Genomic DNA, 24,541 nt, shown 5'->3' on the forward strand with positions numbered 1-24,541 from the left:
TGAGATGGGTAAAATAGCATTTGTATTTCCCGGACAGGGATCACAGGCTGTAGGCATGGCTAAGGACGCGTATGAGTCCGTGCCTGCGGCAACTGAAATTTTTCGCACAGCAGATGAAACATTGGGTTTCTCGCTGAGCAACCTTGTATTTGAAGGACCAGAGACTGAGTTGAAACAGACATCAAATACACAACCGGCTCTGTTGACAGCAAGTATTGCCTTGCTTGAAGCTTTCAAAGAAAAAGGAATTCAGCCAGACTATATGGCTGGACACAGTCTGGGAGAATACAGTGCACTGGTGGCAGCGGGCGTTCTTTCGTTTGCTGACGCTGTGAGCACTGTGCGGGCGCGTGGTCAGTATATGGAACAGGCAGTACCGGGTGGACAAGGAGCGATGGCTGCTGTGCTTGGTGCGGATCGGGAAGCGCTGGGGGTGCTTTGCCGTGACGTATCTGAAACTGGTCATGCGGTTGAACTTGCCAACATGAATTGTCCGGGACAAATCGTCATCTCTGGTGTGAAGGAAGGCGTAGCTGCTGTCGCGGAACGAGTGAAAGAAGCAGGCGGTAAACGCGCCATTGCTTTGGAAGTAAGCGGACCGTTCCACTCTTCACTGATGAAGGGTGCGGCTGAGAAGCTGGAAGAGAAACTGAAAACCGTTACGTTCTCACCGGCAGCGGTTCCTGTAGTCGCTAATGTGACTGCAAGACCTGCAGAGGATGGACAGGTTCGGGATTTGTTGACAGCTCAGGTCTATTCTCCTGTATTATGGGAAGACAGTGTGACATGGCTGATTGAGCAAGGCGTGGATACGTTCATCGAGATTGGATCTGGCAGTGTATTGACCGGTTTGATTAAAAAAACAGATAAAACCGTAAAACTGTACAATGTGAACAGTCTTGAAACGCTCGAAGCAACGGCAAGTGAATTAGAAGGAGTTATATGAGTTAAACTAAACTTTTTACACGAGAACGGAGAGGACAGAAAAAAACTGAAGAAGCGGAGCGTTCGCCTTTATCACCGGATTTTCCCATTAGAAAAGGGAATCAAAAAATCTGGGGATAACAGTGATCGGAAGTTTATTCTGTCATCGGAGTGGCAAGTGTAAACATTCTTTGGTTGAACTGATATAGATTTGGGGAAAGGAGGAATGATTATGTCTAAACCATTAGAAGGTAAAAATGCACTCGTTACCGGGGCATCCCGGGGCATTGGACGCAGTATTGCACTGGCACTTGCAGAAGCTGGAGCGAACGTAGCCGTGAATTATGCGGGTAGCCAAGCGGCAGCTGAGGAAGTGGCGGAAGCGATTCGTGCCAAAGGAGTCAAGGCGATTACACTTCAAGCCAATGTGGGTCTGATGGATGAAGCTGAACAAATGGTGAAAGCTACTCTCGAAGCTTGGGGCAACGTTGATATTCTGGTGAACAATGCCGGTATTACCCGTGATAATCTGATCATGCGTATGAAAGAGGAAGAATTCGATCAGGTTATTGAAACCAATCTCAAAGGTGTGTTTAACTGCCTTAAGGCGGTTACACGTCCAATGATGAAACAACGGTCGGGAAGAATTATCAATATCTCCTCGGTTGTAGGTGTGCTCGGTAATGCTGGACAAGCGAACTATGTTGCTGCGAAGGCAGGAGTTATTGGCCTGACAAAGGCATCTGCTCGTGAACTGGCTTCACGTGGAATCACAGTCAACTGTGTTGCACCAGGTTTCATAGAGACGGATATGACAAAAGAGTTGTCCCAGGAGCTGGTGGACGGTATGCTAAGTGGTATTCCGTTGTCCCGTTTGGGTCAGCCGGATGAAATTGCCGGTGTAGTCACTTTCCTGGCTTCACAGGCTTCATCTTATATGACAGGGCAGACGCTGCATGTCGATGGTGGCATGTACATGTAATTCTTCCCGGACTTGAACAATAGTCGGGGAACAGGCGCTGGACGATCCGAAATGCCGGAAAAAGGCCGGGTTCCCCGGCCGGGAGCCGCATATGTCTTCTATGGCATTTTGCCTGCGATTCTCGTATAATACCAAAGAAGGAGGTGAACCGGATGTCCGATGTATTGGAGCGTGTAAAACGCATCGTCGTCGACCGCTTGGGCGCAGACGAAGCTGAAGTTACACTTGAAGCATCTTTCAAAGAAGATTTGGGTGCTGATTCTTTGGATGTAGTGGAATTGGTCATGGAATTGGAAGATGAATTTGATTTGGAAATCTCTGATGAAGATGCAGAAAAAATCACGACCGTAGGTGAAGTTGTAAACTACATACAATCTCATACCTAAAGTCATTTTAGTCCCGCACATGTTTTCGAACAGGCGGGACTTCTCATCATTCATTGGTTTTTCTCATTCCGCAAGCAACTCTACTCAAGCAGGCTTATCTTGGTTGAATAGATGTCTGTTTGCGGATATTCCCACAAAATACTTGCGTAATGCAGTCGATATAGAGGTGACTCGGTTTGAAACAAAGAGTAGTAATTACCGGAATGGGCGTAATGACATCGCTCGGAAAAGATTTGGAAACGTTCTGGGGCAGTTTAATGGCAGGAAAGTCCGGAATCTCTCAGATTGAGGCGTTTGATGTTAGTGAATACACGACACAGATTGCAGCTGAGATCAAGGATTTCAACCCGGAAGAATATATGGATCGCAAGGATGCTCGCAAAATGGACCGTTTTGTACAGTTCGCTGTGGCAGCCGGCTTCAAAGCCGTTGAAGACAGTGGTCTGAAAATTAACGAGAATATTGATGCAGAGCGTTTCGGTGTATCCATCGGATCAGGTATTGGTGGATTGGGTACGTGGGAGGACCAACATAATGCATTGTTGCAAAAAGGTCCAAAACGGGTAAGCCCATTCTTTATTCCCATGATGATCTCCAACATGGCTTCAGGCCAAATGTCCATCTCTCTTGGTGCCAAAGGTCCCAACATTAACGTTGTTACCGCTTGTGCAACAGGTACACACTCCATCGGAGATTCCTTCAAGTTGATTGCCAATGGTGATGCAGATGCCATGATCTGTGGTGGTGCGGAAGCAACAATCAGACCAACGGGTCTTGCAGGGTTCTGTGCTATGCGCGCAATGTCTACACGTAATGATGATCCTGCGAAATCAAGCCGTCCTTTTGATACAGAACGTGATGGTTTTGTTATGGGCGAAGGCGCTGGTGTTCTGATTCTGGAATCCCTGGAGCATGCTCAAAAACGTGGTGCACGCATCTATGGTGAAGTGATCGGTTACGGTCTGACAGGCGATGCACATCACATGACAGAACCAGATCCGGATGGAGCAGCACGTTGCATGAAGATGGCACTTCGCAATGCGGGTATTGAGCCTGAAGAAGTGGATTACATTAATGCACACGGAACCTCAACTCCTGTAGGTGACAGATCTGAAACGCTTGCGATCAAAAAGGCGTTTGGTGATCATGCGTACAAGCTCGCAGTGAGTTCCACGAAATCCATGACGGGCCACATGCTTGGCGCTGCTGGTGGTGTAGAAGCGGTTATCTGCGGATTGTCACTGACACATCAGACATTGGCACCAACGATCAACCTGGAAAATCAGGACCCGGAATGTGATCTGGATTATGTTCCAAATGTTCCACGTCAAACTAAAGTCAATATTGCCATGTCCAATTCATTTGGATTCGGCGGTCACAATGCCACCATTATTCTCAAAAAATTTGAAGCATAAGGGGCTAGTTCGTTTGAGTGAAGATCTGAAGCAGTTACAACATAAACTTCAAATCAAATTTGACAACAGGCAGCTTTTAAAACAAGCGTTTACCCATGCTTCTTATGTAAACGAACACCGGTTCAGTCAGCATCAGGACAACGAGCGTCTGGAGTTTCTGGGCGATGCCGTGCTGGAACTGACTGTATCGGAATACTTGTATCATTTGTATCCTAACCGTCCGGAAGGCGAATTAACTAAGCTGCGGGCATCCATTGTCTGTGAGCCTTCCCTCGTCAAATTTGCTGAAGCGTTGGGTTTTGGTCAGTATGTACTTCTTGGTAAAGGTGAGGAACTAACGGGAGGACGGACACGGCCGGCTCTGCTGGCGGATGTGTTTGAATCTTTCATTGGTGCATTGTATCTGGATCAGGGGCTTGCGCCTGTCCGGGCATTTCTCGACCAGCATGTCTTTCCATTAATCGTGTTGGGCAGCAAGCTGCAAATGAGTGATTACAAAACGGAACTGCAGGAACTGACTCAGCATCACAATATGGGAGCTTTGGAATACCGTATCGTTGAGGAACGGGGACCTGCCCATGAACGTGAGTTTGTCTCGGAGGTCCATATGGGTCAAGAACGGCTTGGCAGAGGTACAGGGCGTTCCAAAAAGGAAGCGGAACAACAGGCTGCATCTGCAGCACTTGATCGACTGAAGCTTCCGGAAGCCGGAGCTTAACCGATAGCGCATAGACAAACGAAGAGCAAAGAGCAGCCCGCGGGTCCGCCCCGGCGGAAGTAATCGGCCGGACTGCTTTTTGCTCTTTTTTTTGTAAAGAGGTTCAGGGGGAGTTAGCCTGATCGTTAACTAAATAAGTGAACTCTATTTTACACAAAACGAAGAGTGCAGAACCAATCTGAAGAAGCAAAGCGTGCGCATTTATCAACGGATTTTTCCCTTGGATAAGGGAATCAAGAAAATCTGGGGATAAGGGCGATCGGAGGATGGTACTGCAATCGAAGTAGTCATGTGTAATAGCAATGGTTCAATTTATTTAGGCGCTGGAATGCAATACTTGAAATTTGCAAGAGGAGGTGACGAGAAACCCTATGTTTTTAAAACGGATTGAATTGGGTGGATTCAAGTCATTCGCCGACAAAACGGAGATGGAATTCGTTCGTGGCATTACGGCTGTTGTAGGTCCGAACGGAAGTGGCAAGAGTAATATATCGGACGGAATCCGTTGGGTTCTGGGGGAACAAAGTGCCAAATCGCTGCGTGGTGGCAAGATGGAAGATATCATCTTTGCAGGTAGTGATGCACGGAAGGCTGTTAATTTTGGTGAAGTGTCGCTAACACTCGATAACGAGGATCACGCACTTGCACTGGATTTCGGTGAAGTGACGGTGACTCGTCGTGTACATCGCAGCGGAGATAGTGAATATTTTATTAATAAACAATCTTGTCGCTTGAAGGATATTACGGAGTTGTTTATGGATACCGGTATCGGTAAGGAAGCCTACTCGATCATTGGACAGGGACGAATTGAAGAGATTCTGAGTACCCGTTCAGAGGATCGCAGGGGCATCTTTGAAGAGGCATCAGGTATCGTTAAATATAAATCCCGTAAGCGGGATGCTACGCGCAAACTGGATGAGACAGAGCAGAATTTACTGCGTATTCATGATCTGGTGACCGAACTGGAGGATCAGATTGGACCCTTGAAGGAACAATCGGAGAAAGCGATCCATTATAAAGAACTTCGTTCGCAGCTCAAATCACAGGAAATTTCCATGTATGTGTACCAGATCGAACAGATTCATGCATCTTGGAGTAAGGCCAACGAAAGGCTGCAATCGCTAAAACAGGAAGAGGTTGGACTGGCGGCGATTGTCTCTACGCATGATGCCAAGCTGGAAAATGATCGGAATGCGCTGCGTATCCTGGAAACAGAGACAGAGCAACTGCAATCCGCCTTATTGCAATTCAGTGAAGCGACGGAGAAAAGTGAAGGCCTTGGAGAACTGCTCAAGGAGCGCTCGCACCATCTGCAAACAAATCAGGAGCAACTCAAAGTAACGCTTGCCGCCAGTGAAGAGAGACATCGCGAACGGGAAACCGAGCTGATTGCACTGCGTGAGAAGTTTGGCAAGCTTGAGCATGAACTGAATGATGTGAGAAATCAGTTGTCGCAGGAAGAAGCCAAACTCATCGGTGTCACAGGGGGTATTAGCCAGCAGCAAGAGGAAAGCCTCAAAGGCAACTTGCTGGAACTGATGAATCAGATGGCTCAGACACGAAATGAAATTCGTTATGTGGATCAGCAGAAAGAAACGCTGGAGCGCAGAATGAATCGCGCGGCTGAGGAATCAGGCAAGTGGGAAGAACAGAAAGAGACACTGGAAAGTCGCAAAGCGGACATTGAGAAAAAAGTTGTTCGTTTGGGCAAAGAAATCAGTGATCTACGTGGTGGTTATATTACGGAAAGTGAACGACTCCAGTCACTGCAGAAGCTGCTCGAAGAAAGTCGGGGCACGGTCCGTAAATGGGAACAAAAGCGTGAAGCTCAAGTTTCCCGCCGCGATACAATGAAAGAGATGCAGGATGATTTTGACGGATTCATGCTGGGTGTCAAGGAGGTCCTCAAGGCTTCACGTAAAGGTACGCTGAGCGGTGTTCATGGAGCTGTGGCTGAACTCGTTAAAGTTCCCGAGAAGATCGAACTTGCGGTAGAGACAGCAATGGGAGCATCCTTGCAGCATGTGGTCATGGAAAATGAATCAGTTTCCAGACAGGCGATTGCTTTCCTGAAGCAGCGCCAGTTGGGACGTGCAACGTTCCTGCCTCTCGATGTCATTCGTCCTCGTGCCATTGGAGCGGCTGAACGTTCCATGATCGAAGGTATGGAAGGTTTTGTGGGGATCGGTGCTGATCTTGTACAATTCGAATCCAAGTATGCTTCAATCATTGGCAGTCTGTTGGGTAATGTTATTATTGCCGAAACGCTGGAGGTGGCCAATAAAATTGCGGCTCGCTGCCAGTATCGTTTCCGGGTCGTGACGCTTGAAGGTGATGTGGTTAATGCGGGTGGTTCCATGACAGGTGGTAGCCAGCACAAGAAAAATGTGAGTCTGCTCAGTCGTAAACGGCAGTTGGACCAACTCGATCAGGATATTTTGGATACCGAAAATCAAATTGTGAAACTGCATCGCAGTGTGGATGATGTAAAAGTTCAACTGGAGCAGTGTCAGGACAAACTGGATGAACTTCGCCAGTCTGGTGACGATACCCGAAATGCAGAACAGCAGGCTTCGATGGAAATGAAGCAGGTAGAGCATGAGCTTCGCCACGTGCTTGAGCAGGTTGCCGTTGCCGGGCAGGAGAAGAGCGGATTCACCGAAGAGATCAAAGAGCTGGATACGGCTCGCATCGTCGCTGTGAAGAAGCTGGAGCAGCTTGAAGAAGAAGAAAAAGCGACTCATCGTGCCATTCATGCAGCCGAGTTTGCTCGGAAAGCCAATGAATCCGCGAAGGAAGAATTGCAGAGCCAACTCACCGAGTTGAAAGTACGGGAAGGCAAGCTCGATCAGGAGCGATTCTCCAATGGGGAACAATTGCGACGTCTGGAGCGGGAAGTGGAGTCGCTGGTCAAAGATCTTCGTCAGAATCGCACCTTGTTAGCTTCGATGGAAGCAGATCTCAAGAAAACACAGACCGAGAGTGTTAAGCAGATTGAAGATCTGAACCAGTACAAGCTGAAAAAAGCGGAAGCTTCCCAAGAACTGGACTTCAAACGTGCTGCCCGAAGTGAGTTGTCGAAAAAGCTTGAGCTTGCGGAGAGCGAAACGAAGGAACAGCGCACGCAGTTGAAAGCTGTGGAAGAGCAGATGCGACAGACCGAAATTTCCGTGAACCGGTTGGATGTTGAGCTGGAAAATATACTTCGAAAGCTGACGGACGAATACGAACTGGGTTATGAACTGGCCAAAGAGCGTTATCCGGTGCCGGAAGATGTAGAGCATACACAGGCAGAGGTACAGAAGCTGAAGCGCAGTATATCCGCCCTGGGTGATGTTAACCTGGGAGCGATTGAAGAGTTCCAGCGCGTCAATGAGCGATACGAGTTCCTGAGTGAACAGAAGAATGACCTGGTGGAAGCCAAAACAACGTTGTATCAGGTTATTCGGGAAATGGAAGACGAGATGGCGAAGCGATTCAAGATCACGTTCGATGCAATCCGCCGTGAGTTCGGTACCGTCTTTACCAAGCTGTTTGGCGGGGGACGAGCTGACCTTGTTCTGATGGACCCGGAGCGCTTGCTTGAAACGGGAATAGATATTGTGGCTCAGCCACCAGGCAAGAAACTGCAAAACCTGCAACTGTTATCCGGTGGGGAGCGGGCTTTGACGGCAATGGCTTTGTTATTTGCCATTCTGCACGTCAAACCTGTACCATTCTGCGTACTGGATGAAGTAGAGGCAGCGCTGGACGAAGCTAACGTGGTCCGTTTTGCCCAGTATTTGCGTGAATTCTCCGAACAGACACAGTTCATCGTTGTAACCCATCGTAAAGGTACGATGGAAGAGGCTGATGTGCTGTATGGTGTCACAATGGAAGAGGGCGGAGTATCCAAGCTCGTTTCGGTTAAACTGGAAGATGAGGAAGCGGTCATTGCCTGATCGATCCAAGGCTGTGGGACAAATGAACTCATTATCATTATTAAATATTAAAATTCATTTAGATTGAGCATTATTGCATAGCGCTAGATTATGTACACGATGGAGGGGCTTTATGAGTTTTTTTAAAAAGCTGAGAGACAGCATTGCAAACAAAACAGAGTCAGTTACCAAACAGTTCAAGGATGGATTGGAAAAGACACGTAAAGGGCTAGTGGAGAAAGTCTCGGATCTCGTGATCCGCCGCAAAAAAATCGATGAAGAGTTCTATGAAGAACTGGAAGAGATTTTGATTGGAGCAGACGTTGGCGTGAATACGGTCATGAATCTGATCGAAGACCTGCGCGCTGAGGTGAAAAAACGCAAAATTGAGGATGCGGCTGAGCTGCAGCCTGTATTGTCTGAGAAACTGACGGATCTTCTTCGTGGTGAACAGAATAACGAGCTGAAAATGAACCCGGACGGCATTACTGTCATTTTGTTTGTTGGTGTTAACGGTGTTGGTAAAACAACGACAATTGGCAAGCTGGCACATCGATTTAAACAGCAAGGTAAGAAAGTCATCATGGCCGCTGGAGATACGTTCCGTGCCGGAGCCATCGAACAGCTGGAAGTATGGGGACAACGTGCCGGTGTCGATGTGATCAAACAGCAATCCGGTTCTGACCCGGCAGCGGTTATGTATGATGCGGTGCAGGCAGCAAAACAACGGGGTGCCGATGTTCTCCTCTGTGATACAGCAGGTCGTCTGCAGAACAAATCTAACCTGATGGACGAGCTTAACAAAATCTATCGTGTCATCCAACGTGAAATTCCGGATGCTCCGCATGAAGTGCTGATGGTTTTGGATGCGACCACAGGTCAAAATGCCTTAAATCAGGCTAAACTTTTCGGTGAGAAAAGCGGCGTAACCGGCCTCGTACTAACGAAACTGGATGGAACAGCCAAAGGCGGGATCGTTGTAGCAATTCGTCAGGAGCTGGATTTGCCAGTGAAGCTTGTGGGATTGGGTGAAAAGATCGATGATCTGCAACAATTTGATTCAGAGCAGTTCGTTCATGCCTTGTTCGCCGGATTGATCCAAGAGCAACCAGCTGAAAGTGCTGAAGAAGAGGAAACGAACTCGTAGAACCATGTTAATTAAGATAAATTCATAGCGTTAAGCGTAATTGCCAGTGATAGACGTGATAAGTGTCACGTGTAATGTCACTGGCAATACGTGTATAATGGGAATAAAGCAGGCAATGCTAAAGGGCTGGAAAGGACGGTTGAAATGGCCAATACTCATACCTATTCTCGCCGTGAAGAAGTCGCCAATGCGGTGACACATGGAATCGGCGCTGCACTCAGTGTGGCTGCACTGGTGATATTGATTGTATTTTCTAGTATAAAAGGAACGGCTTGGCATGTGGTCAGTTTCACGATCTATGGGATCACCATGTTGCTGCTCTATACAAGTTCTACTCTCGTACATGCATGGAAAGATGGAAAAGTGAAAGATTTATTTGAGATTTTCGACCATTCTTCCATTTATTTGTTTATTGCGGGATCATACACTCCGCTGTTGTTTATTGCTGTTCGCGGTACACTTGGATGGACCCTGTTCGGCATAATCTGGGGAATCGCATTATTCGGCGTGATCTTTAAGGCGTTTTTCACGAAAAGGTTTCTGTTCATGTCCACGATTTTCTATGTTGCGATGGGCTGGCTCATCGTAATTGCCTGGCAACCGCTGATGGCTGCCATACCTACAGGCGGAATTGTGTTGCTGGTTGCTGGAGGCCTGATGTATACACTGGGTACACTCTTTTATGTGTGGCGTGGATTCCCTTACCATCATGCGATATGGCATCTCTTTGTACTGGCAGGCAGCATTCTTCATTTCTTTATGGTACTGTTGTACCTGACACCACTTCGCTAGAACGCCATAAACGGATGCATCTCCACGGACTGAGACGCGTTCGTTTTTCTTTTACATAGAGGTGATCTCGTACAAGTAAAAATAGTATGTGCTTGTTGTGAAATAAGGTATATATCACCTGTCAAACATCGAAATAACATATCATCAAAGCTGTTTTTATTGTGACAAGTATTTTTGCTTGACAACCTGATTTGTTTTAGGTATTATTAGGAACGTTGCAAGAGTGTAAAGTGTTTTTCCTTGACGAAGGGAGTGCCCCGATGTGAGTCAAGAAAACCGGCTTGAGAAGACAAACCGGATTAACTTGCTGTTTGCTTTTTATGAATTGTTACTTACCGAGAAACAGCAGACTTTTCTAAAGTATTACTTTCATGACGATTTTTCACTTGGTGAAATTGCAGCCGAGTTTGAGATCAGCCGCCAGGCGGTATACGAGCATATCAAGCGTGCCGAACAAGTGCTGGAGAATTACGAAAGCAAGCTGGGCTTGTTGGAAAAGCATGAACGGCGTAATCGCAATCTTGAAGATTTGCAAAATGCATTGGAACGCGCAGGCGTCTCCATTGATGACAACAAACAAATACACGATATCGTTGCTCAGCTCAGCGAATGAGAAGATTATAACGGCTCAGTGGAACGTATCGGTCTTAAAAACAGTAATAAAGCTTAAGGAGGTGGGATCATGGCATTTGAAGGATTAACGACCCGATTACAGAATGTGTTCAGCAAGCTGCGCGGCAAAGGCAAGGTGTCTGATGAAGATGTAGCCGAGGCTATGCGCGAGGTACGTCTGGCATTGCTCGAAGCGGATGTAAACTTCAAAGTGGTCAAGGAATTCATCGCCAAGGTGAAAGAGAAGGCTGTTGGCAAAGAAGTGATGGAGAGCTTCACGCCAGGAATGGTCATCATCGACATCGTTAACAAGGAACTGACGGATTTGATGGGTGGAAGCCAGGCCAAACTGGCTAAAGCGAACAAACCGCCTACGGTGCTGATGATGGTTGGTTTGCAGGGTGCTGGTAAAACAACCACCTCGGGTAAACTGGCTAAAATGCTGCAAAAGCAAAACAGCAGACCATTGCTTGTTGCAGGAGATATTTATCGTCCGGCAGCGATCAAACAGTTGCAAGTACTTGGCGAGCAGATCAAAGCGCCGGTATTCACACTGGGTGATCAGACAAGCCCTGTGGAGATCGCACGTCAAGGTCTTCAACATGCCAAAGATAACGGTAATGACTATGTTATTATCGATACAGCTGGACGTCTGCATGTTGATGAAGAGCTGATGGAAGAACTTCGCCAGATTCACAGCGTAGTGAATCCGGATGAAGTACTGCTTGTGGTGGACAGCATGACAGGTCAGGATGCGGTTAACGTAGCAGAACACTTTAACCAGCAGCTTAATCTGACCGGGGTTGTCCTGACGAAGCTGGATGGCGATACTCGTGGTGGTGCTGCACTTTCTGTCAAAGCCGTTACGGGGTGCCCAATCAAGTTTGCTTCCCTTGGAGAGAAACTTGACGCTTTGGAGCCGTTCCACCCGGAACGTATGGCTTCGCGGATTCTCGGTATGGGAGATATGTTATCTCTGATAGAGAAAGCACAATTAAATATTGATACCGATAAAGCCAAGGAAATGGAACGGAAGATGCGTAATGCAGAATTCACGTTTGAAGATTTCCTGGAGCAGATGGATCAAGTGAAAAAGCTGGGACCAATCGATCAGATCATGGATATGATTCCCGGCATGGGCAAGATGAAACAAGCCAAGGACCTGAAGGTTGATGATAAACAGATGGGCCGGATCGAAGCGATCGTATACTCAATGACTACCGAAGAGAAACGCAACCCGGACTTGATCAACCATAGCCGTCGGAAGCGTATTGCTACCGGAAGCGGAACATCTCTGGCTGAAGTAAATCGTCTGATCAAGCAGTTTGATGAGATGCGCCGCATGATGAAACAGTTCTCGGATATGATGGGACCTAAAGGCGGTAAAAATAAAGCGATGAAGCAGCTTAAAGGTATGGGCAAAGGAATGAAGTTTCCTTTCCGTTGATTTAAGCGAAGCTGGATCATATACAGATTTCATTGAAGGAGGTGAATTTTCAAATGGCAGTTCGTATTCGTCTGAAACGTATGGGTGCTCACAAAGCTCCTTTCTACCGCGTAGTGGTATCGGATTCCCGTTCCCCACGTGACGGTCGTTTTATCGAGGAGATCGGTTACTACAACCCGGTTGAACAACCGGCTGTTGTTAAGATCGATGAAGATAAAGCATTGGCATGGCTTCAAAACGGTGCACAAGCATCTGACACTGTCCGCAACTTGCTTAGCAAAGCGGGCGTGATGAAGAAGTTCCACGAGTCTAAATTATCTAAATAAAGTGCTGATTCGGAGGGTCATCTATGGAAGAATTAGTAAGCATAATTGCTAAGGCTTTAGTCGATCATCCGGAAGATGTGGCGGTTCGGACGGTTGAGAAAGACCGGCTTGTCGTTTATGAGTTAACCGTTCATCCTGACGATGTCGGGAAGGTAATTGGTAAACAGGGACGAATCGCAAAATCACTTCGTACGGTCGTCACATCAGCAGCAGTTAAGATGGATAAACGGGTTACCGTTGATATCATATCTTAAAGATATACGAAAGGGGGTTAGGATGCATGTCCTAGCCCCTTTTCGTGCATGCTGAAACTTAAATAATATGATTGAAGTAGTTCGTCAAGTATGATTATTTGCGGAAGTAGTGAAGGGGACGGAATCGATTCTGAAGAAGCGTCAGCGCTCGCCTTAAAGCTTTCTGAAAGAAAGCTACATCGGAAGCATACGCTATCACTGGATTTTAACATTTAAAAATAATTAAAAAAATCAGGGGATAACAGCGATCCGAGGAACGATCCGTCACCGGAACGGTCGCAGGAAGATCATCAAATATGAGTACCATATGAATGGATTGTAGGAGGAAATATGGCAGAGTTTATGAATGTAGGTAAAATCGTTAATACACATGGAATTCGCGGTGAGGTGAAAATCATGCCTTTAACCGATTTCCCGGAAGTACGTTTCGCGAAAAATGCGGAGTTGTTTTTCTTTACACCAGATAACCATCCAGTGATGGTTAATGTGGAATCTGCACGCTTGCATAAAAATATGTATATTCTTCGTCTGAAAGAATATGGCAATATTAATGAAGTAGAGAAGTTTAAAGGCGGTATGGCCAAAGTATTAAAAGAGAACCTGGCTGAGTTGGAGGAGGGCGAATATTACTTCCATCAAATCGTTGGCTGTTCTGTCATCACCGAAGAGGGTGAAACGCTCGGAACCATCTCTGAAATCCTGACTCCTGGTGCGAATGATGTATGGGTTGTCAAAACGCCGGCTGGTAAAGAAGTGCTGATTCCTGTTATTGATGATGTCGTGCTTGATGTGGACATCGAACAGAAGCAAGTGAAGATTCACCTGATGGAAGGGTTGCTGTAACATGAAAGTGGATGTATTAACGCTATTCCCTGAGATGTTTGACGGTGTGTTCGGTGCAAGCATTCTGGGCAAAGCTCAAACGAAGGGACTGGTATCCCTCGGTGCAACCAACTTCCGTAATTATGCGACCAATAAACACAATACAGTAGATGATGCTCCTTATGGCGGGGGTGGGGGTATGGTGCTAAAACCAGATCCCATCTTTGCTGCTGTGGAAGATGTTCTGGAGCAACGCGGAGAAGCTGCGGCAACGATGAAACCTCCACGTATCATTCTAATGTGTCCGCAAGGTGAGACGTTTACACAAAAAAAAGCAGAAGAACTTGTTCAGGAAGATCATCTGATTTTTATATGCGGACACTATGAAGGTTACGATGAGCGAATTCGCGAATTTCTCGTGACGGATGAACTATCCATTGGGGATTACGTACTCACGGGTGGGGAGCTACCTGCCATGGTTGCGATTGACAGCATCGTACGTCTGATCCCAGGTGTGCTTGGAAATGAGACAAGCGCCGTAACGGATTCATTCAGTACTGGACTCCTGGAATATCCGCACTACACACGTCCACCCGAGTTCAGGGGCATGAAAGTACCGGATATGCTATTGTCTGGGCATCATCTGAATATTGAGGCGTGGCGCAGGGAACAGTCGTTGCTTCGTACATTAGAGCGCAGACCGGAAATGTTGGAAACGGCTGATTTGACGGACAAAGAGCGAATTTGGTTGAAAAAGATACGCTCAAACCGTAAAAATAATACAGAGTAAATAGACGTATCATAATCTATATGCACATTAATATAATTTTCGCCATTCCAAAAGGTCGACCTTGATACCAAAGGTTGGCTTTTTTTGTATATAGAAAAGAAGCTGGATTTTGATTGGTTTATTCTATAAAATGGAAGTACAATTATTGAAACTAGGTTTCATTAAGTGAAACTAAAGGTGGTGTATGAATGACGTATAGAATTATTGGTCTAGATCATATTCAGCTCGCAGCACCGGAAGGTTGTGAATCGGAAGCACGTCATTTTTTCAATGAAGTATTGGGATGGACAGAGATTCCTAAACCTGAAATTCTAAGAAAACGGGGTGGTGTATGGTTCGAGTGTGGCAGACATCAAGTACATGTTGGAATACAAAAAGATTTCGTTCCAGCAACAAAGGCTCATCCAGCATTTCAAGTACAGCATTTGGATCAGCTGCGTAATCATTTGATTGATAATCATATTTATATTGTCGATGACGAAGCAAGGGAAGAGGAGGGGATAAGGCGTTTTTATATCAATGACCCTTTTGGCAATCGTCTTGAGTTCTTGGAATGGATTTAAATCATTCGTTAAAAAATCGTTCATGTTGACATGTACAGTTTTGCAACTTTGAACTTTTTTGCATAAGCACTAGACAGGGTTGTAAAAGAAAGGAATTTTCTATATGGTGAACTCAGTTGGAACTGAATCACAACTGAGGAGGAAGGTTATGAATCATCAACCCTATGAAATTGCCAAAATAGATATTAGCCAAGCCGGAGAACGCTGCAAAATGCTCTTGGGAGATCTGAATGGAGATGGCAGACTCGAGATGTTGTTGGTACAGGCAGATGGGGACATAGATGATCGATATGTTCCGCATCAGGTATGCTGTTTGACTGCATTTGATCTGGAAGGGACTTTAATATGGCAGGTAGGAACTGCTGATCCCCATGCAGGTGGGCCGGGCTCAGACTACCCTGCACAGATCGCAGATTGGGATGGTGATGGGCATAATGAAGTACTATGTGTTATGAATAAACAATTTCTCGTGTTAGATGGCCGGACAGGAGAGATCAAAGAAACACGTGATCTGCCAGGTGATGAAGCGCATGACTGCATTATTCTTGCCAACCTGACTGGTAACCAATCCAAAATGGACATTATACTGAAAGACCGCTATAAGACGTTATGGGCACTTGACCATGATTTTAATTTGTTATGGAAGCATGAGGGGAATCCGGGACATTTTCCGTGGGTGTTTGATATTGATGGAGATGGAAAGGATGAAGTGATGGCCGGATATGACATGCTGGACCATGATGGGACGGTATTATGGTCTTGTGAGAACTTGGATGATCATGCCGACTGTATATGGTTTGGAGACGTTGATGGTGATGGGGAAGTCGAGGTAGTTATCGGTGGCAGTGTCACGGTTATGATGGACCGTTATGGCAATGAGAAATGGCGTTATGAAGATTCGATTGAATCACAGCATATTGCGCTGGGCCATTTTATTGCTGAAATGGAAGGTTTACAGATTGCAGGTCTGGACCGGATCGTCCGGGGCGATGAGCGTGGTAAGGATGGAATGTTCATGCTGAACAATGATGGGCAAGAAATATGGAAAGAAAATCGCACAACTCGTGGCTGGTTAACTATTATAGAGCCTGTAAGTAACTGGGATGAGGGTGGACTCGATTATATTTTGGCTTATCGTCGAGGTGGTGATGTCTTGCCTTCTTTGGTCGATGGAAACATGAAAACGGTTACCAAATTTCCGAAAGAGGGATATGCGGTACATGCAGATCTGGTTCAGAGTGGACTGGAACAGATCATCATCTATGACGCACAAGAAGCGTTGGTTTACGCCAGCTCTCCGATGACATTATCACTAACCGATGCCAAAAGAGCCAAACCACAGCTCAAAAGGCTGTATAGCTCGACTCTGTATCCGGGCGGTGAAGTTAAACTCTAGGTTTTATCGGTCATTCTCCGATGGGGGTAATTCATTCTGCGGACTGGATTCGGGTTGAAGCAAGGTTGCCAAATCAGTACCTGTCGTGACCGTCAAGCGAGGTAGCTTCATGAGATCATCTCCTGGATGCACAAATCCAGACTTTACAGTAAAGGCCATGCGATATCCGTGTTGCTGTAACTTGTAAATCATCTGTGTACTGGTATACCCAAAAGGATAGGCCAGATAAGGTGTATCTATTCCGGTTTGCTTCATTTGCTGAATATCATCATCCAGAAGACTGGTGTCTAGACCGACAGGTACACTGTTTCCACAGCGCATAAATCCCTTGTGATGCAGGTTATAGGTATGGCTGTTAAATTCAAATACGTCAGTTGCCGCCTGCATTTCTGGCTTGGAGATGAAACTGTCAATTGCGGGAGCAGATTCTGAAGGCTGATCTTGAATTTTACTACCAATGACAAACAGTGAGGCATGAAAATTATATTTTTGAAGCACAGGGTAAGCTAACGTATAATTGTTCTGATATCCATCATCAAAGGTAATTACAATGGACTTCTTTGGCAGGGAGAGCTTCCCGTTTACATACTGTTCAAGCTGATCCAATGTAATCGTGTGGTAGCCTTCGTCGTGCAGGTATTTCATGTTTTGCTTGAAATCTTCCAGACTAATGATGGATTTGTTATCTATCTGGTGATCGTTCAGTTCGGGCTCTATGTAATGATACATGAGTACAGGAACTTCTGTAGCCGTACCTGTTTCTATCTTGAAGGTGGAACGATCCAGTGCATTTTGACGGGTGTAGTCAGTGTGTGACAGCTGGAACGCTTTGCGTTTAACGATGTCCCAGGAGGTACAGGCTTTGTGTGACATGGCATTTGTAGGATGGGTTACGGCATAGGCATACAGTGTAATGGAGCATATGAGCATGGCTAGTACAGAAAGCGTGATCTTTTTCCAATATTTCATGAGTCTGTGGGTTCTCCTTTTAAAGTGATCAATAAGTTATATCATAGACGATATTTCAATAGGGGAAGTTACAGTATTTTTTCCTATATCAGGTTGACTTGCAGATGAGAGCGTGGAGAAAGAGGAGACGGCATATCTGAACCCCTAGCTAGTTGTAAAAATTAAAATAGTTCAACGTTCTGCTGTCCATGAATATGCTTTAGGGGAATGAAAGGGAGTTCCAGTGTTGCTGATGGCTCCATAGACATTTTGTTTAATTTCTCTTGTGTTTTGATATGCTGCGTGATACAATAAGTCTGTTATGTGGAATACGGCGGTCCTCTATGGATAATGAAGGAGACAAGGTGATCTCTGGAAGAAGTATGAACGCCTGTACGGAAGGAGGGAGTCATAGATGAATATCGTTCAAGCGATTACACAAGAACAACTTCGTAAGGATATTCCGAGTTTTCGTCCTGGTGACACTTTGAAAGTGCACGTTAAGGTAATCGAGGGAACTCGTGAGCGTATCCAATTGTTCGAAGGTGTTGTGATTAAACGCCGTGGTGGTGGAATCAGTGAGACTTTTACAGTTCGTAAAATTTCTTACGGTGTAGGTGTGGAAAGAGCTTTCCCGCTTCATTCCCCAAAAATCGATAGAATCGAAGTGGCTCGCCGTGGTAAAGTGCGTCGTGCGAAGCTTTATTATCTTCGTGAACTACGCGGTAAAGCAGCGAGAATTAAAGAAATTCGTTAATATAACGGATACCGGGAAGGGCTTGGAGACAAGCCCTTTTCGTTTTTGTCCGGGAAAAGTTGAACCGGAGGTACACTTCCGAGTAAAATGGTATGGCAACACATGCGTGGGATAGTCCGGGAGGCTTGTAAAATCAGTTATCGAAGTGCGTGTTCGAAAAGACCGGTTTTCAGTACCGATTTTTTGAACAACCTCTGAAGACATTTGAATTGTGGATAAAATGTATTGTAATGCTTGGTGTAAGATTACATAACTGATGTGAATGTTTTGTATCCATCCCTAGAGTTATTGGAACGATACAAAATGCTGGATGTGTGTACTGCTATAATCATGTACTGTGAAGAGAGGAAGATCTTGAATGGAACAAGAAGTTCAACAGGACCAGGGCAATCCTGCCGAAGAGAAAAACAGTCGATCCAAAAAAGCCAAAAATGAAATTGTTGAATGGCTCAAAGCCATTGTTATTGCATTAGTTCTCGTCATTCTGATTCGGTGGTTGCTCTTCAAACCGTTTGTTGTGGATGGACCGTCCATGCAGCCGAACTTCGAAACGGGCGAACGTGTAATCGTCAACGAAATCTTATATGATATCCGAGAACCGAAGCGCGGTGAAGTTATCGTCTTCCACGTACCTTCCGAAGGTAGGGATTTCATCAAACGTGTTATTGCTGTTGAAGGTGATACGGTTGAGGTTCAGGACGATACGGTGATGGTTAACGGCAAAAAGGTTGATGAAACCTATATTCAAGGTGCCATTGATGCAGCTGAAGCCAATGGTGGAACATATAACGTGAAGGATTTCCCGAATGAGCAGTTCCCTGATGGCAAAGTGCCTGCAGGTCATGTGTTTGTCATGGGAGACAACCGTCCAAATAGTACAGACAGCCGTATGATCGGTTACGTTTCGTTAGAAGATATTATTGGTCGTGCAGATGTTATTTTCTGGCCGATCGGGCAGATTAAGTGGATTAACCACTGAAATTGAAGTAAACAATGAGGTGAAGACAAGTTGACGATACAATGGTTTCCAGGTCATATGACTCGAGCCAGACGCCAGATTCAGGATAAGTTAAAGCTCATCGACGTGGTCATCGAACTATTGGATGCCCGTCTGCCTGTCTCCAGCCGTAATCCGATGATTGACGAAATATTGCTGGATAAACCCCGGATGATTTTGTTAAACAAAGCGGATTTGGCAGATGCCAAAGTGACGCAAGAGTGGATTGAATATTTCAAAAAAGAAGGAATTACCGCCTTTCCCGTGGATGCCTCAACAGGCACCAATGTAAAAGACATTCCGGTACAGGCGAAGCTTCTTCTGAAAGAAAAAATTGATCGTCAACTGGCCAAAGGAATTAACCCTCGTGCGGTTCGCGGATTGATTGTGGGTATTCCAAATGTGGGGAAATCAACATTGATTAACCGACTGGCTGGACGGAGTATTGCGTTGACAGGAGATCGTCCTGGTGTGACGAAGGGGCAACAGTGGATTAAGGTAGGCAAAGAAATGGAGTTATTGGATACTCCGGGTATTCTTTGGCCCAAGTTCGAAGATCAGAATGTAGGTTATCGTCTTGCCGTAACGGGTGCTATCAAAGAGGAAATTCTGAATGCAGAGGATATCGCCTTTTTTGGAATCAGTTACCTGATGCGTTATTACTGGGACGCTCTGGAAGAGAGATACGGACTTCAGGAGTTCTCCAAGGATGCAGATGATTCAGACAGTGTTATTGCGATTATGGAACAAGTCGGCCGTATACGTGGTTGTGTTGTAAGCGGTGGACGTATTGACTTGGAAAAGGCATCGCGAGCATTTCTGCGTGAATTGCGAGCGGGTAAAATGGGACGGTTCTCTATGGAAGCCCCTTATTAAAAATAGGGACTCTACACGATGAAGAACATTATCTTGATCTGTTCATTTCATATATCCAAGTGCCGAAAGAAGCGGCCGTGACCGGATTACCGGGAACGGTCTTTTTTTTGTGTATAAAACTCGAAATTGGAGCTGGACTTACGTCCAAAACGATAAAAATGGAAGAGGATTGAAGAAAAGTGCGCTTTCTGGAATTGACTGACCCATATATCAGGTGCATCTAAATCGTGCTATGATGAATGGTGGTGCAATTTAGATTAGACGAGGTCTGATATATTCAATTTAAACCATCAAATACCGATAAATGAAGACATCACTATCTTTATTATTGTAAACCTCAAGGAAAAGTTTTGCTGAGATGACAGGTTGTACAGAACAAAGACAAAGGATCTACGTCTATATTATAAAAAAGTTGTAAGTGATACGCATGCTGAAGAAGCGTGGGTAGAGGAGATGAGTATTATGGTTGAAAAGAATGAAGAGATCGGTTTCAATTTACTGGATCCCCCGATTGGAACAAAGAAGAAAAAAGAAGCCAGTGAACCGCGGGATCTGTTGCTCTACGAACGAGAGTATTGGGACAGTGGATTTGAACGGATTGCTGGTATTGATGAGGTAGGTCGGGGATGTTTGTTTGGGGATGTTGTCGCAGCGGCGGTTATTTTACCCAAGGACCTCATTTTGGAAGGTGTGAATGACTCCAAGAAATTGACGGAGAAAAAACGTGATGCACTATATGACGTTATTATGGAAAAGGCACTGGCGGTAGGTATCGGGTACGCGGATGCAGAGACGATTGATCGGCTAAACATCAAGCAGGCTGCGAGACTTGCGATGAAACGGGCTGTTGAAGCGTTGGGAGAAACGCCTGATTATATGCTGGTGGATGCCGAGAAGGTGGATGTGAATGTGCCTCAACTGTCCATTATTAAAGGGGATGCCAATAGTCAATCGATTGCAGCGGCATCTATCATTGCCAAGGTAACGCGAGATCGACTCTGTAAGGAAGAATGGGATACGTTATATCCGGAATATGGTCTGTCGATACATAAAGGATATGCAACAAAAGTTCATCGGGAGCAAATTATGGCTTTGGGGGCAACCCCGATGCATCGCCGCAGTTTTCTGGGCAATCTGCTTGGTGAGCAGCAATCGTTGTTTTAATACAGGCTTGAAGGAAGGAGGGGGAGAGATTTGAATATCGGTTCCGTGATCAAGGGATTATTGGGAGACAGCAAGCCAGGGAATGCCAAGCCGCTTGAATTAAAGGAAGGTCAGGTAGTTCGTGGCTCCGTGGTAAGTGTATCCGATGATGGAGGGGATGCGGTTCTACAGATTCAAGGTGTGCAGGTGCGCGCCAAATTGGAGACTCCACTCCGTCCGGGTGAGACCACATTGCTCCAAGTACAGCCTCCAGGTGAAAACGGCATTACGGTCATGAAGCCAATGTCGGGTACACTTGCTGAGCTGCCACAAGCTTCGTTGAACAACCTGCTACAGGATGTAGGGCTACCGGATACAAAAGGGAACCGGGAACTGTTGCTTGCCATGCAGCGTAGCGGTTTGCCGCTCACGAAGGATAATGTGGCTATGGTTCAGAATATGATGAATGCCAAACCCGCACAGGTCCCTGTGGAAGAATGGGTGCAGGCGACGGGAATTGCTTTTCAGCGTGGTCTTCCGGTTACGGCCGAAACGGTAAAAGGATTACACCAGACGGTGTTTGGTCCCCCCCTTCACCAGTTATTAAGCGGGTTGGCTGATCAGTTGGAAACGATGCTGACTCAAGCTACAGGTAAACCGGTACTGACTGGGGAACAATCTGCTACGCTGAAGCCAGCAGCCATGGCTGGTGCACCTGTATTGCCGAATGCAGCGCAGTTGGAAGAAGGGTTGGCTTCATCAGGCAATGGTCGTCAGGTAACAGGGACTGGAACTGGAGCACCTGTTCTGTCGACGCAGCAAGGTCAAGTGGCGTTGGCAGGAGCTACATCCATGACGGATGGTGGGGCAGAGGATGCAGGGGCTGCTGTGAAAGGAAACATACAGATGGCTGGAGGCACAGGAAGTGCTGAAGCTGCGGCGAAGCCAGTTGCCAACAACGTTGAATTGGCTGGCAAAGGTGGTACGAGTATTCCGTCGGGAACCGGAATACCTGGAGAGAGCCCGCGTGGGACTGACGCGGGTGAAATGGGTGGTAGCCGCCCGGGTACACCAGGGGCGGCAGCTGAATCTATGGCTGGCCGTGCAAGTGCAGGCCAGTCTGAAGCAAGCGCGGCCGGCCGGACTGATGGCCGCGCTGAAACGCCTGCTGCTGCGGGGACGCCGTCCGCAGCAGCAGGCCAGGCGGCGCCAGCAGCGCCTACGGCAGCGCAGCTGGCGCCCAAGCTGCTGGCGCTGCTGGACGCCTTGCGCAGCGCGTCCACTGCCGCACCGGCACAGCCTGGTGCGGCAGCACAGGCCGCCCCTGCATCGCAGGGCGGCCAGGCGGCTGCGGCTGCCGGAGGCGTGCCGCAGCCAACGCCAGCCGGCGCTGATGCGCCGCCGGCTGGCGTTAGTGCCGCAGCACCTGCGGGAGCTGCGGCAGTGCACGCGCCTGTCACCCACGAGGGGGACCCGTGGGTGGGGCGCGTGCTGAAGCTGCTCGGTGCGGAGCACGAGCAGCAGGCCGTTCACGGCGCGGCAGCGCAGCCGCGCGTGGGGGAAGCGGCGAGTCCGGCTAATGCGGACACGCTGAAGGGTTTGCTGCTGCAGCTTGCCAGCAGCGAAGGTGCACCGGCGGCGCTTAAGGATGCCGCCGGACAGGCCGTGCAATATCTGACAGGTCAGCAGTTATTGCTGACGACAGATCGCAGTGCTACATTTGCACAGATGCACTGGTTTATTCCGATCACTGGACCGGACGGGGAAGAAACGGCATCTGTTCAGATTCAATCACGTCGTGGACCACGTGGAGAGCTGGATGCGTCCAACTGCCGTCTATGGTTCGATCTGGACATGAAAAGTCTTGGGCCAACGCTGGTAGATGTGCATGTGGTTAACAACATTGTCAGTCTACGTGTATTAAATGATCGCGAAGGAATGGGACCGCTTCTGGAGAGCGGACGAGAGGTAATCCATCAGGCGTTGGATAAGCTGGGTTATCAACTGCTGACTTTCAAGTCAGAACCGTGGCCTGTGGGCCAGGAACCGGGTGCGGAACGAAAAATGAAGGCCTCGGACTATAGTCCTGAACGATACAAAGGGGTGGACTTGAAAGTATGAAAGACGAGTCGTCACAACCGGACCTGCTCTCCAAAAAGGCGGTTGCCCTAAAATATGTCCCTGGAGAGAGCGAAGCGCCTGTTGTTGTGGCCAAGGGGCGCGGCAAAGTGGCAGAAGCCATATTAAATAAAGCCAGAGAAAACGGCGTCGCTGTTCAGGAGGATGCAGCACTTGTGGAGGTGCTCTCCAAGTTGGATCTGGATGAACAGATTCCAGCTGAACTGTATCAACTGGTCGCGGAAGTACTAACGTATGTCTACCGTGCAGATCGAATAGCCTCAGGACGTGAGGAAAATGAGTCATGGTAGAACGTAAATTGGGACAGGGGCTGAGTCTGAAGCTCACACGACAGCAAAAGGGCCGATTAGGTGAAGAGGCCGCCCGTCAATGGTTGCGAGAGAATGATTATCGGATCATTAGACAGAACTGGCGTTGCCGTAGCGGTGAGATTGACATCATTGCTTCTTACGAGGGACTGATTGTTTTTGTAGAAGTAAGGAGCAGAAGTGGAGCCGCTCAATATGGTACACCTCAGGAATCGGTTGATATGCGTAAAATGCAGCAGGTGCGCTCAACTGCATCCGTTTATTTGCAAATGACGGGAGAGACGGAACATCAGATCCGTTTCGATGTAATTGCCGTAATGCTTGATCAAGCAGGAGAGACGATCTCTGTGAATCATATTGTTAATGCATTTTAAGCATGTCACGTAAAATCATTGTTGTATTTCAAGATACAAAATGTATCATATTGATATGGAAGTTCGTTTATTTCAAACTCCAAGTTTAATTATGTCTTATTTTTGCATTCCTTGAAGTCTTGAAATTAGTTATTATACTTAAGCCGCAGTTCCTCATCATGCAGGAACTGTGGCTTTTTTTAATTTTACGATGAAATGATAAAACAGAGGAGACAAACACTGATAATAAAATCATTGTATTTCCTAAAAATATAGATACAAAATGTATCATCTGTTATAAACTAAAAAAGTTGAAATTTAAAGAGAGGTTGGTGGGATGTATGAAAGAGCTTCAGAATACGTCGAACAACACAGGAAAACGAGTATGGGAGTGTCCTCGGATGGAAGTGCTGGATATCAGCGAGACCATGAACGGTGGGCAAGGCATTTGGCAATATGTTTGGGACGGGGAGTTCTGGAAGCTTGAGCTTTTAGAAAGTTAAAAGAGGTTAGAGGGAAACGTTAG

25 protein-coding genes are annotated in these 24,541 nt (G+C 46.8%); 24 read left to right on the forward strand and 1 reads right to left on the reverse strand.

Annotated elements, in window-relative coordinates:
* Positions 1–4: 4 nt before the first annotated feature.
* From fabD to MKZ12_RS11160, 16 genes are all read left to right on the forward strand, one after another.
* On the forward strand, positions 5–946 hold the full coding sequence (fabD, locus tag MKZ12_RS11085; protein ID WP_339241521.1) for an ACP S-malonyltransferase: 942 nt from the start codon (positions 5–7) through the stop codon (positions 944–946).
* Positions 947–1,156: 210 nt separating this feature from the next.
* Positions 1,157–1,906, forward strand: coding sequence for a 3-oxoacyl-[acyl-carrier-protein] reductase (fabG, locus tag MKZ12_RS11090; protein ID WP_017689228.1), 750 nt, complete (start codon positions 1,157–1,159; stop codon positions 1,904–1,906).
* Positions 1,907–2,058: 152 nt separating this feature from the next.
* On the forward strand, positions 2,059–2,292 hold the full coding sequence (gene acpP / locus MKZ12_RS11095) for an acyl carrier protein (RefSeq protein WP_024630176.1): 234 nt from the start codon (positions 2,059–2,061) through the stop codon (positions 2,290–2,292).
* 176 nt (positions 2,293–2,468) lie between these two features.
* Positions 2,469–3,707, forward strand: coding sequence for a beta-ketoacyl-ACP synthase II (gene fabF, locus MKZ12_RS11100; RefSeq protein WP_062833763.1), 1,239 nt, complete (start codon positions 2,469–2,471; stop codon positions 3,705–3,707).
* Between the two features lie 13 nt (positions 3,708–3,720).
* The gene (gene rnc, locus MKZ12_RS11105; RefSeq protein WP_091031948.1) at positions 3,721–4,425 is read left to right on the forward strand and encodes a ribonuclease III; all 705 of its coding nucleotides are present in this window, start codon (positions 3,721–3,723) and stop codon (positions 4,423–4,425) included.
* Between the two features lie 371 nt (positions 4,426–4,796).
* Positions 4,797–8,366, forward strand: coding sequence for a chromosome segregation protein SMC (smc, locus tag MKZ12_RS11110; protein WP_339260406.1), 3,570 nt, complete (start codon positions 4,797–4,799; stop codon positions 8,364–8,366).
* Between the two features lie 112 nt (positions 8,367–8,478).
* Positions 8,479–9,492, forward strand: coding sequence for a signal recognition particle-docking protein FtsY (gene ftsY / locus MKZ12_RS11115; protein WP_339260408.1), 1,014 nt, complete (start codon positions 8,479–8,481; stop codon positions 9,490–9,492).
* 144 nt (positions 9,493–9,636) lie between these two features.
* Entirely contained in the window at positions 9,637–10,284 is a 648-nt protein-coding gene (locus MKZ12_RS11120) for a hemolysin III family protein (RefSeq protein WP_253433701.1), read from the forward strand.
* A 262-nt stretch (positions 10,285–10,546) separates the two neighbouring features.
* Complete coding sequence (gene ylxM / locus MKZ12_RS11125; RefSeq protein WP_339241527.1) at positions 10,547–10,897, forward strand: YlxM family DNA-binding protein; 351 nt, start codon at positions 10,547–10,549, stop codon at positions 10,895–10,897.
* Positions 10,898–10,966: 69 nt separating this feature from the next.
* Positions 10,967–12,343 carry a signal recognition particle protein gene (gene ffh / locus MKZ12_RS11130; protein ID WP_253433704.1) on the forward strand — a complete coding sequence of 459 codons (1,377 nt, stop codon included), beginning with the start codon at positions 10,967–10,969 and terminating at the stop codon, positions 12,341–12,343.
* Positions 12,344–12,396: 53 nt separating this feature from the next.
* Positions 12,397–12,669 carry a 30S ribosomal protein S16 gene (gene rpsP / locus MKZ12_RS11135; protein WP_017689219.1) on the forward strand — a complete coding sequence of 91 codons (273 nt, stop codon included), beginning with the start codon at positions 12,397–12,399 and terminating at the stop codon, positions 12,667–12,669.
* A 23-nt stretch (positions 12,670–12,692) separates the two neighbouring features.
* Positions 12,693–12,923: a KH domain-containing protein gene (locus tag MKZ12_RS11140; RefSeq protein ID WP_024630185.1), complete on the forward strand. Its 231-nt coding sequence runs from the start codon at positions 12,693–12,695 to the stop codon at positions 12,921–12,923.
* 330 nt (positions 12,924–13,253) lie between these two features.
* Entirely contained in the window at positions 13,254–13,766 is a 513-nt protein-coding gene (gene rimM / locus MKZ12_RS11145; protein ID WP_339241531.1) for a ribosome maturation factor RimM, read from the forward strand.
* Between the two features lies 1 nt (position 13,767).
* A complete protein-coding gene (gene trmD, locus MKZ12_RS11150) occupies positions 13,768–14,535 on the forward strand; it encodes a tRNA (guanosine(37)-N1)-methyltransferase TrmD (RefSeq protein ID WP_339241534.1) in 768 nt (255 codons plus the stop codon).
* 188 nt (positions 14,536–14,723) lie between these two features.
* Positions 14,724–15,098 (forward strand): VOC family protein, encoded by a 375-nt coding sequence (locus tag MKZ12_RS11155; RefSeq protein ID WP_339260409.1) that lies wholly within the window; start codon positions 14,724–14,726, stop codon positions 15,096–15,098.
* Between the two features lie 148 nt (positions 15,099–15,246).
* Positions 15,247–16,494 (forward strand): hypothetical protein, encoded by a 1,248-nt coding sequence (locus MKZ12_RS11160; protein WP_339260411.1) that lies wholly within the window; start codon positions 15,247–15,249, stop codon positions 16,492–16,494.
* Positions 16,495–16,497: 3 nt separating this feature from the next.
* On the opposite strand, the gene MKZ12_RS11165 is transcribed toward MKZ12_RS11160, so the two are convergent.
* The gene (locus MKZ12_RS11165; protein ID WP_339260413.1) at positions 16,498–17,463 is read right to left on the reverse strand and encodes a polysaccharide deacetylase family protein; all 966 of its coding nucleotides are present in this window, start codon (positions 17,461–17,463) and stop codon (positions 16,498–16,500) included.
* A 394-nt stretch (positions 17,464–17,857) separates the two neighbouring features.
* Here MKZ12_RS11165 and rplS point away from each other — a divergent pair, with 394 nt between their 5' ends.
* The 8 genes from rplS to MKZ12_RS11205 all read left to right on the forward strand — a co-directional run bounded on the left by rplS (position 17,858) and on the right by MKZ12_RS11205 (position 24,518).
* The gene (rplS, locus tag MKZ12_RS11170) at positions 17,858–18,199 is read left to right on the forward strand and encodes a 50S ribosomal protein L19 (protein ID WP_024630190.1); all 342 of its coding nucleotides are present in this window, start codon (positions 17,858–17,860) and stop codon (positions 18,197–18,199) included.
* A gap of 358 nt (positions 18,200–18,557) precedes the next feature.
* Positions 18,558–19,178 (forward strand): signal peptidase I, encoded by a 621-nt coding sequence (gene lepB / locus MKZ12_RS11175; RefSeq protein ID WP_339241544.1) that lies wholly within the window; start codon positions 18,558–18,560, stop codon positions 19,176–19,178.
* A 30-nt stretch (positions 19,179–19,208) separates the two neighbouring features.
* On the forward strand, positions 19,209–20,072 hold the full coding sequence (ylqF, locus tag MKZ12_RS11180) for a ribosome biogenesis GTPase YlqF (RefSeq protein ID WP_339241545.1): 864 nt from the start codon (positions 19,209–19,211) through the stop codon (positions 20,070–20,072).
* A gap of 462 nt (positions 20,073–20,534) precedes the next feature.
* Positions 20,535–21,236, forward strand: a complete 702-nt coding sequence (locus MKZ12_RS11185) for a ribonuclease HII (RefSeq protein WP_339260415.1) — start codon at positions 20,535–20,537, stop codon at positions 21,234–21,236.
* A gap of 30 nt (positions 21,237–21,266) precedes the next feature.
* Complete coding sequence (locus MKZ12_RS11190) at positions 21,267–23,336, forward strand: DNA ligase (RefSeq protein WP_339260417.1); 2,070 nt, start codon at positions 21,267–21,269, stop codon at positions 23,334–23,336.
* The gene (locus MKZ12_RS11195; RefSeq protein ID WP_339260420.1) at positions 23,333–23,644 is read left to right on the forward strand and encodes an EscU/YscU/HrcU family type III secretion system export apparatus switch protein; all 312 of its coding nucleotides are present in this window, start codon (positions 23,333–23,335) and stop codon (positions 23,642–23,644) included. Before MKZ12_RS11190 ends, MKZ12_RS11195 begins: the two co-directional genes overlap by 4 nt.
* Entirely contained in the window at positions 23,638–24,036 is a 399-nt protein-coding gene (locus tag MKZ12_RS11200; protein ID WP_339260422.1) for a YraN family protein, read from the forward strand. Before MKZ12_RS11195 ends, MKZ12_RS11200 begins: the two co-directional genes overlap by 7 nt.
* A 320-nt stretch (positions 24,037–24,356) precedes the next feature.
* On the forward strand, positions 24,357–24,518 hold the full coding sequence (locus MKZ12_RS11205; RefSeq protein ID WP_339241556.1) for a paeninodin family lasso peptide: 162 nt from the start codon (positions 24,357–24,359) through the stop codon (positions 24,516–24,518).
* The last annotated feature ends 23 nt before the right edge of the window (positions 24,519–24,541 follow it).

The sequence above is a fragment of the Paenibacillus sp. FSL R5-0713 genome, assembly GCF_037973325.1.
Lineage (GTDB): Bacteria > Bacillota > Bacilli > Paenibacillales > Paenibacillaceae > Paenibacillus.

Excerpts from the sequence above, each read along its gene's own strand:
- MKZ12_RS11195 (WP_339260420.1), top strand. The coding sequence starts at position 23,333 with ATGAAAGACGAGTCGTCACAACCGGACCTGCTCTCCAAAAAGGCGGTT.
- trmD (WP_339241534.1), top strand. The coding sequence starts at position 13,768 with ATGAAAGTGGATGTATTAACGCTATTCCCTGAGATGTTTGACGGTGTG.
- fabD (WP_339241521.1), top strand. The coding sequence starts at position 5 with ATGGGTAAAATAGCATTTGTATTTCCCGGACAGGGATCACAGGCTGTA.
- MKZ12_RS11165 (WP_339260413.1), bottom strand. The coding sequence starts at position 17,463 with ATGAAATATTGGAAAAAGATCACGCTTTCTGTACTAGCCATGCTCATA.
- acpP (WP_024630176.1), top strand. The coding sequence starts at position 2,059 with ATGTCCGATGTATTGGAGCGTGTAAAACGCATCGTCGTCGACCGCTTG.
- MKZ12_RS11160 (WP_339260411.1), top strand. The coding sequence starts at position 15,247 with ATGAATCATCAACCCTATGAAATTGCCAAAATAGATATTAGCCAAGCC.
- rplS (WP_024630190.1), top strand. The coding sequence starts at position 17,858 with ATGAATATCGTTCAAGCGATTACACAAGAACAACTTCGTAAGGATATT.
- rimM (WP_339241531.1), top strand. The coding sequence starts at position 13,254 with ATGGCAGAGTTTATGAATGTAGGTAAAATCGTTAATACACATGGAATT.
- MKZ12_RS11205 (WP_339241556.1), top strand. The coding sequence starts at position 24,357 with ATGAAAGAGCTTCAGAATACGTCGAACAACACAGGAAAACGAGTATGG.
- MKZ12_RS11185 (WP_339260415.1), top strand. The coding sequence starts at position 20,535 with ATGGTTGAAAAGAATGAAGAGATCGGTTTCAATTTACTGGATCCCCCG.
- rpsP (WP_017689219.1), top strand. The coding sequence starts at position 12,397 with ATGGCAGTTCGTATTCGTCTGAAACGTATGGGTGCTCACAAAGCTCCT.
- MKZ12_RS11200 (WP_339260422.1), top strand. The coding sequence starts at position 23,638 with ATGGTAGAACGTAAATTGGGACAGGGGCTGAGTCTGAAGCTCACACGA.
- ffh (WP_253433704.1), top strand. The coding sequence starts at position 10,967 with ATGGCATTTGAAGGATTAACGACCCGATTACAGAATGTGTTCAGCAAG.
- MKZ12_RS11140 (WP_024630185.1), top strand. The coding sequence starts at position 12,693 with ATGGAAGAATTAGTAAGCATAATTGCTAAGGCTTTAGTCGATCATCCG.
- MKZ12_RS11120 (WP_253433701.1), top strand. The coding sequence starts at position 9,637 with ATGGCCAATACTCATACCTATTCTCGCCGTGAAGAAGTCGCCAATGCG.
- fabG (WP_017689228.1), top strand. The coding sequence starts at position 1,157 with ATGTCTAAACCATTAGAAGGTAAAAATGCACTCGTTACCGGGGCATCC.
- lepB (WP_339241544.1), top strand. The coding sequence starts at position 18,558 with ATGGAACAAGAAGTTCAACAGGACCAGGGCAATCCTGCCGAAGAGAAA.
- smc (WP_339260406.1), top strand. The coding sequence starts at position 4,797 with ATGTTTTTAAAACGGATTGAATTGGGTGGATTCAAGTCATTCGCCGAC.
- ftsY (WP_339260408.1), top strand. The coding sequence starts at position 8,479 with ATGAGTTTTTTTAAAAAGCTGAGAGACAGCATTGCAAACAAAACAGAG.
- MKZ12_RS11155 (WP_339260409.1), top strand. The coding sequence starts at position 14,724 with ATGACGTATAGAATTATTGGTCTAGATCATATTCAGCTCGCAGCACCG.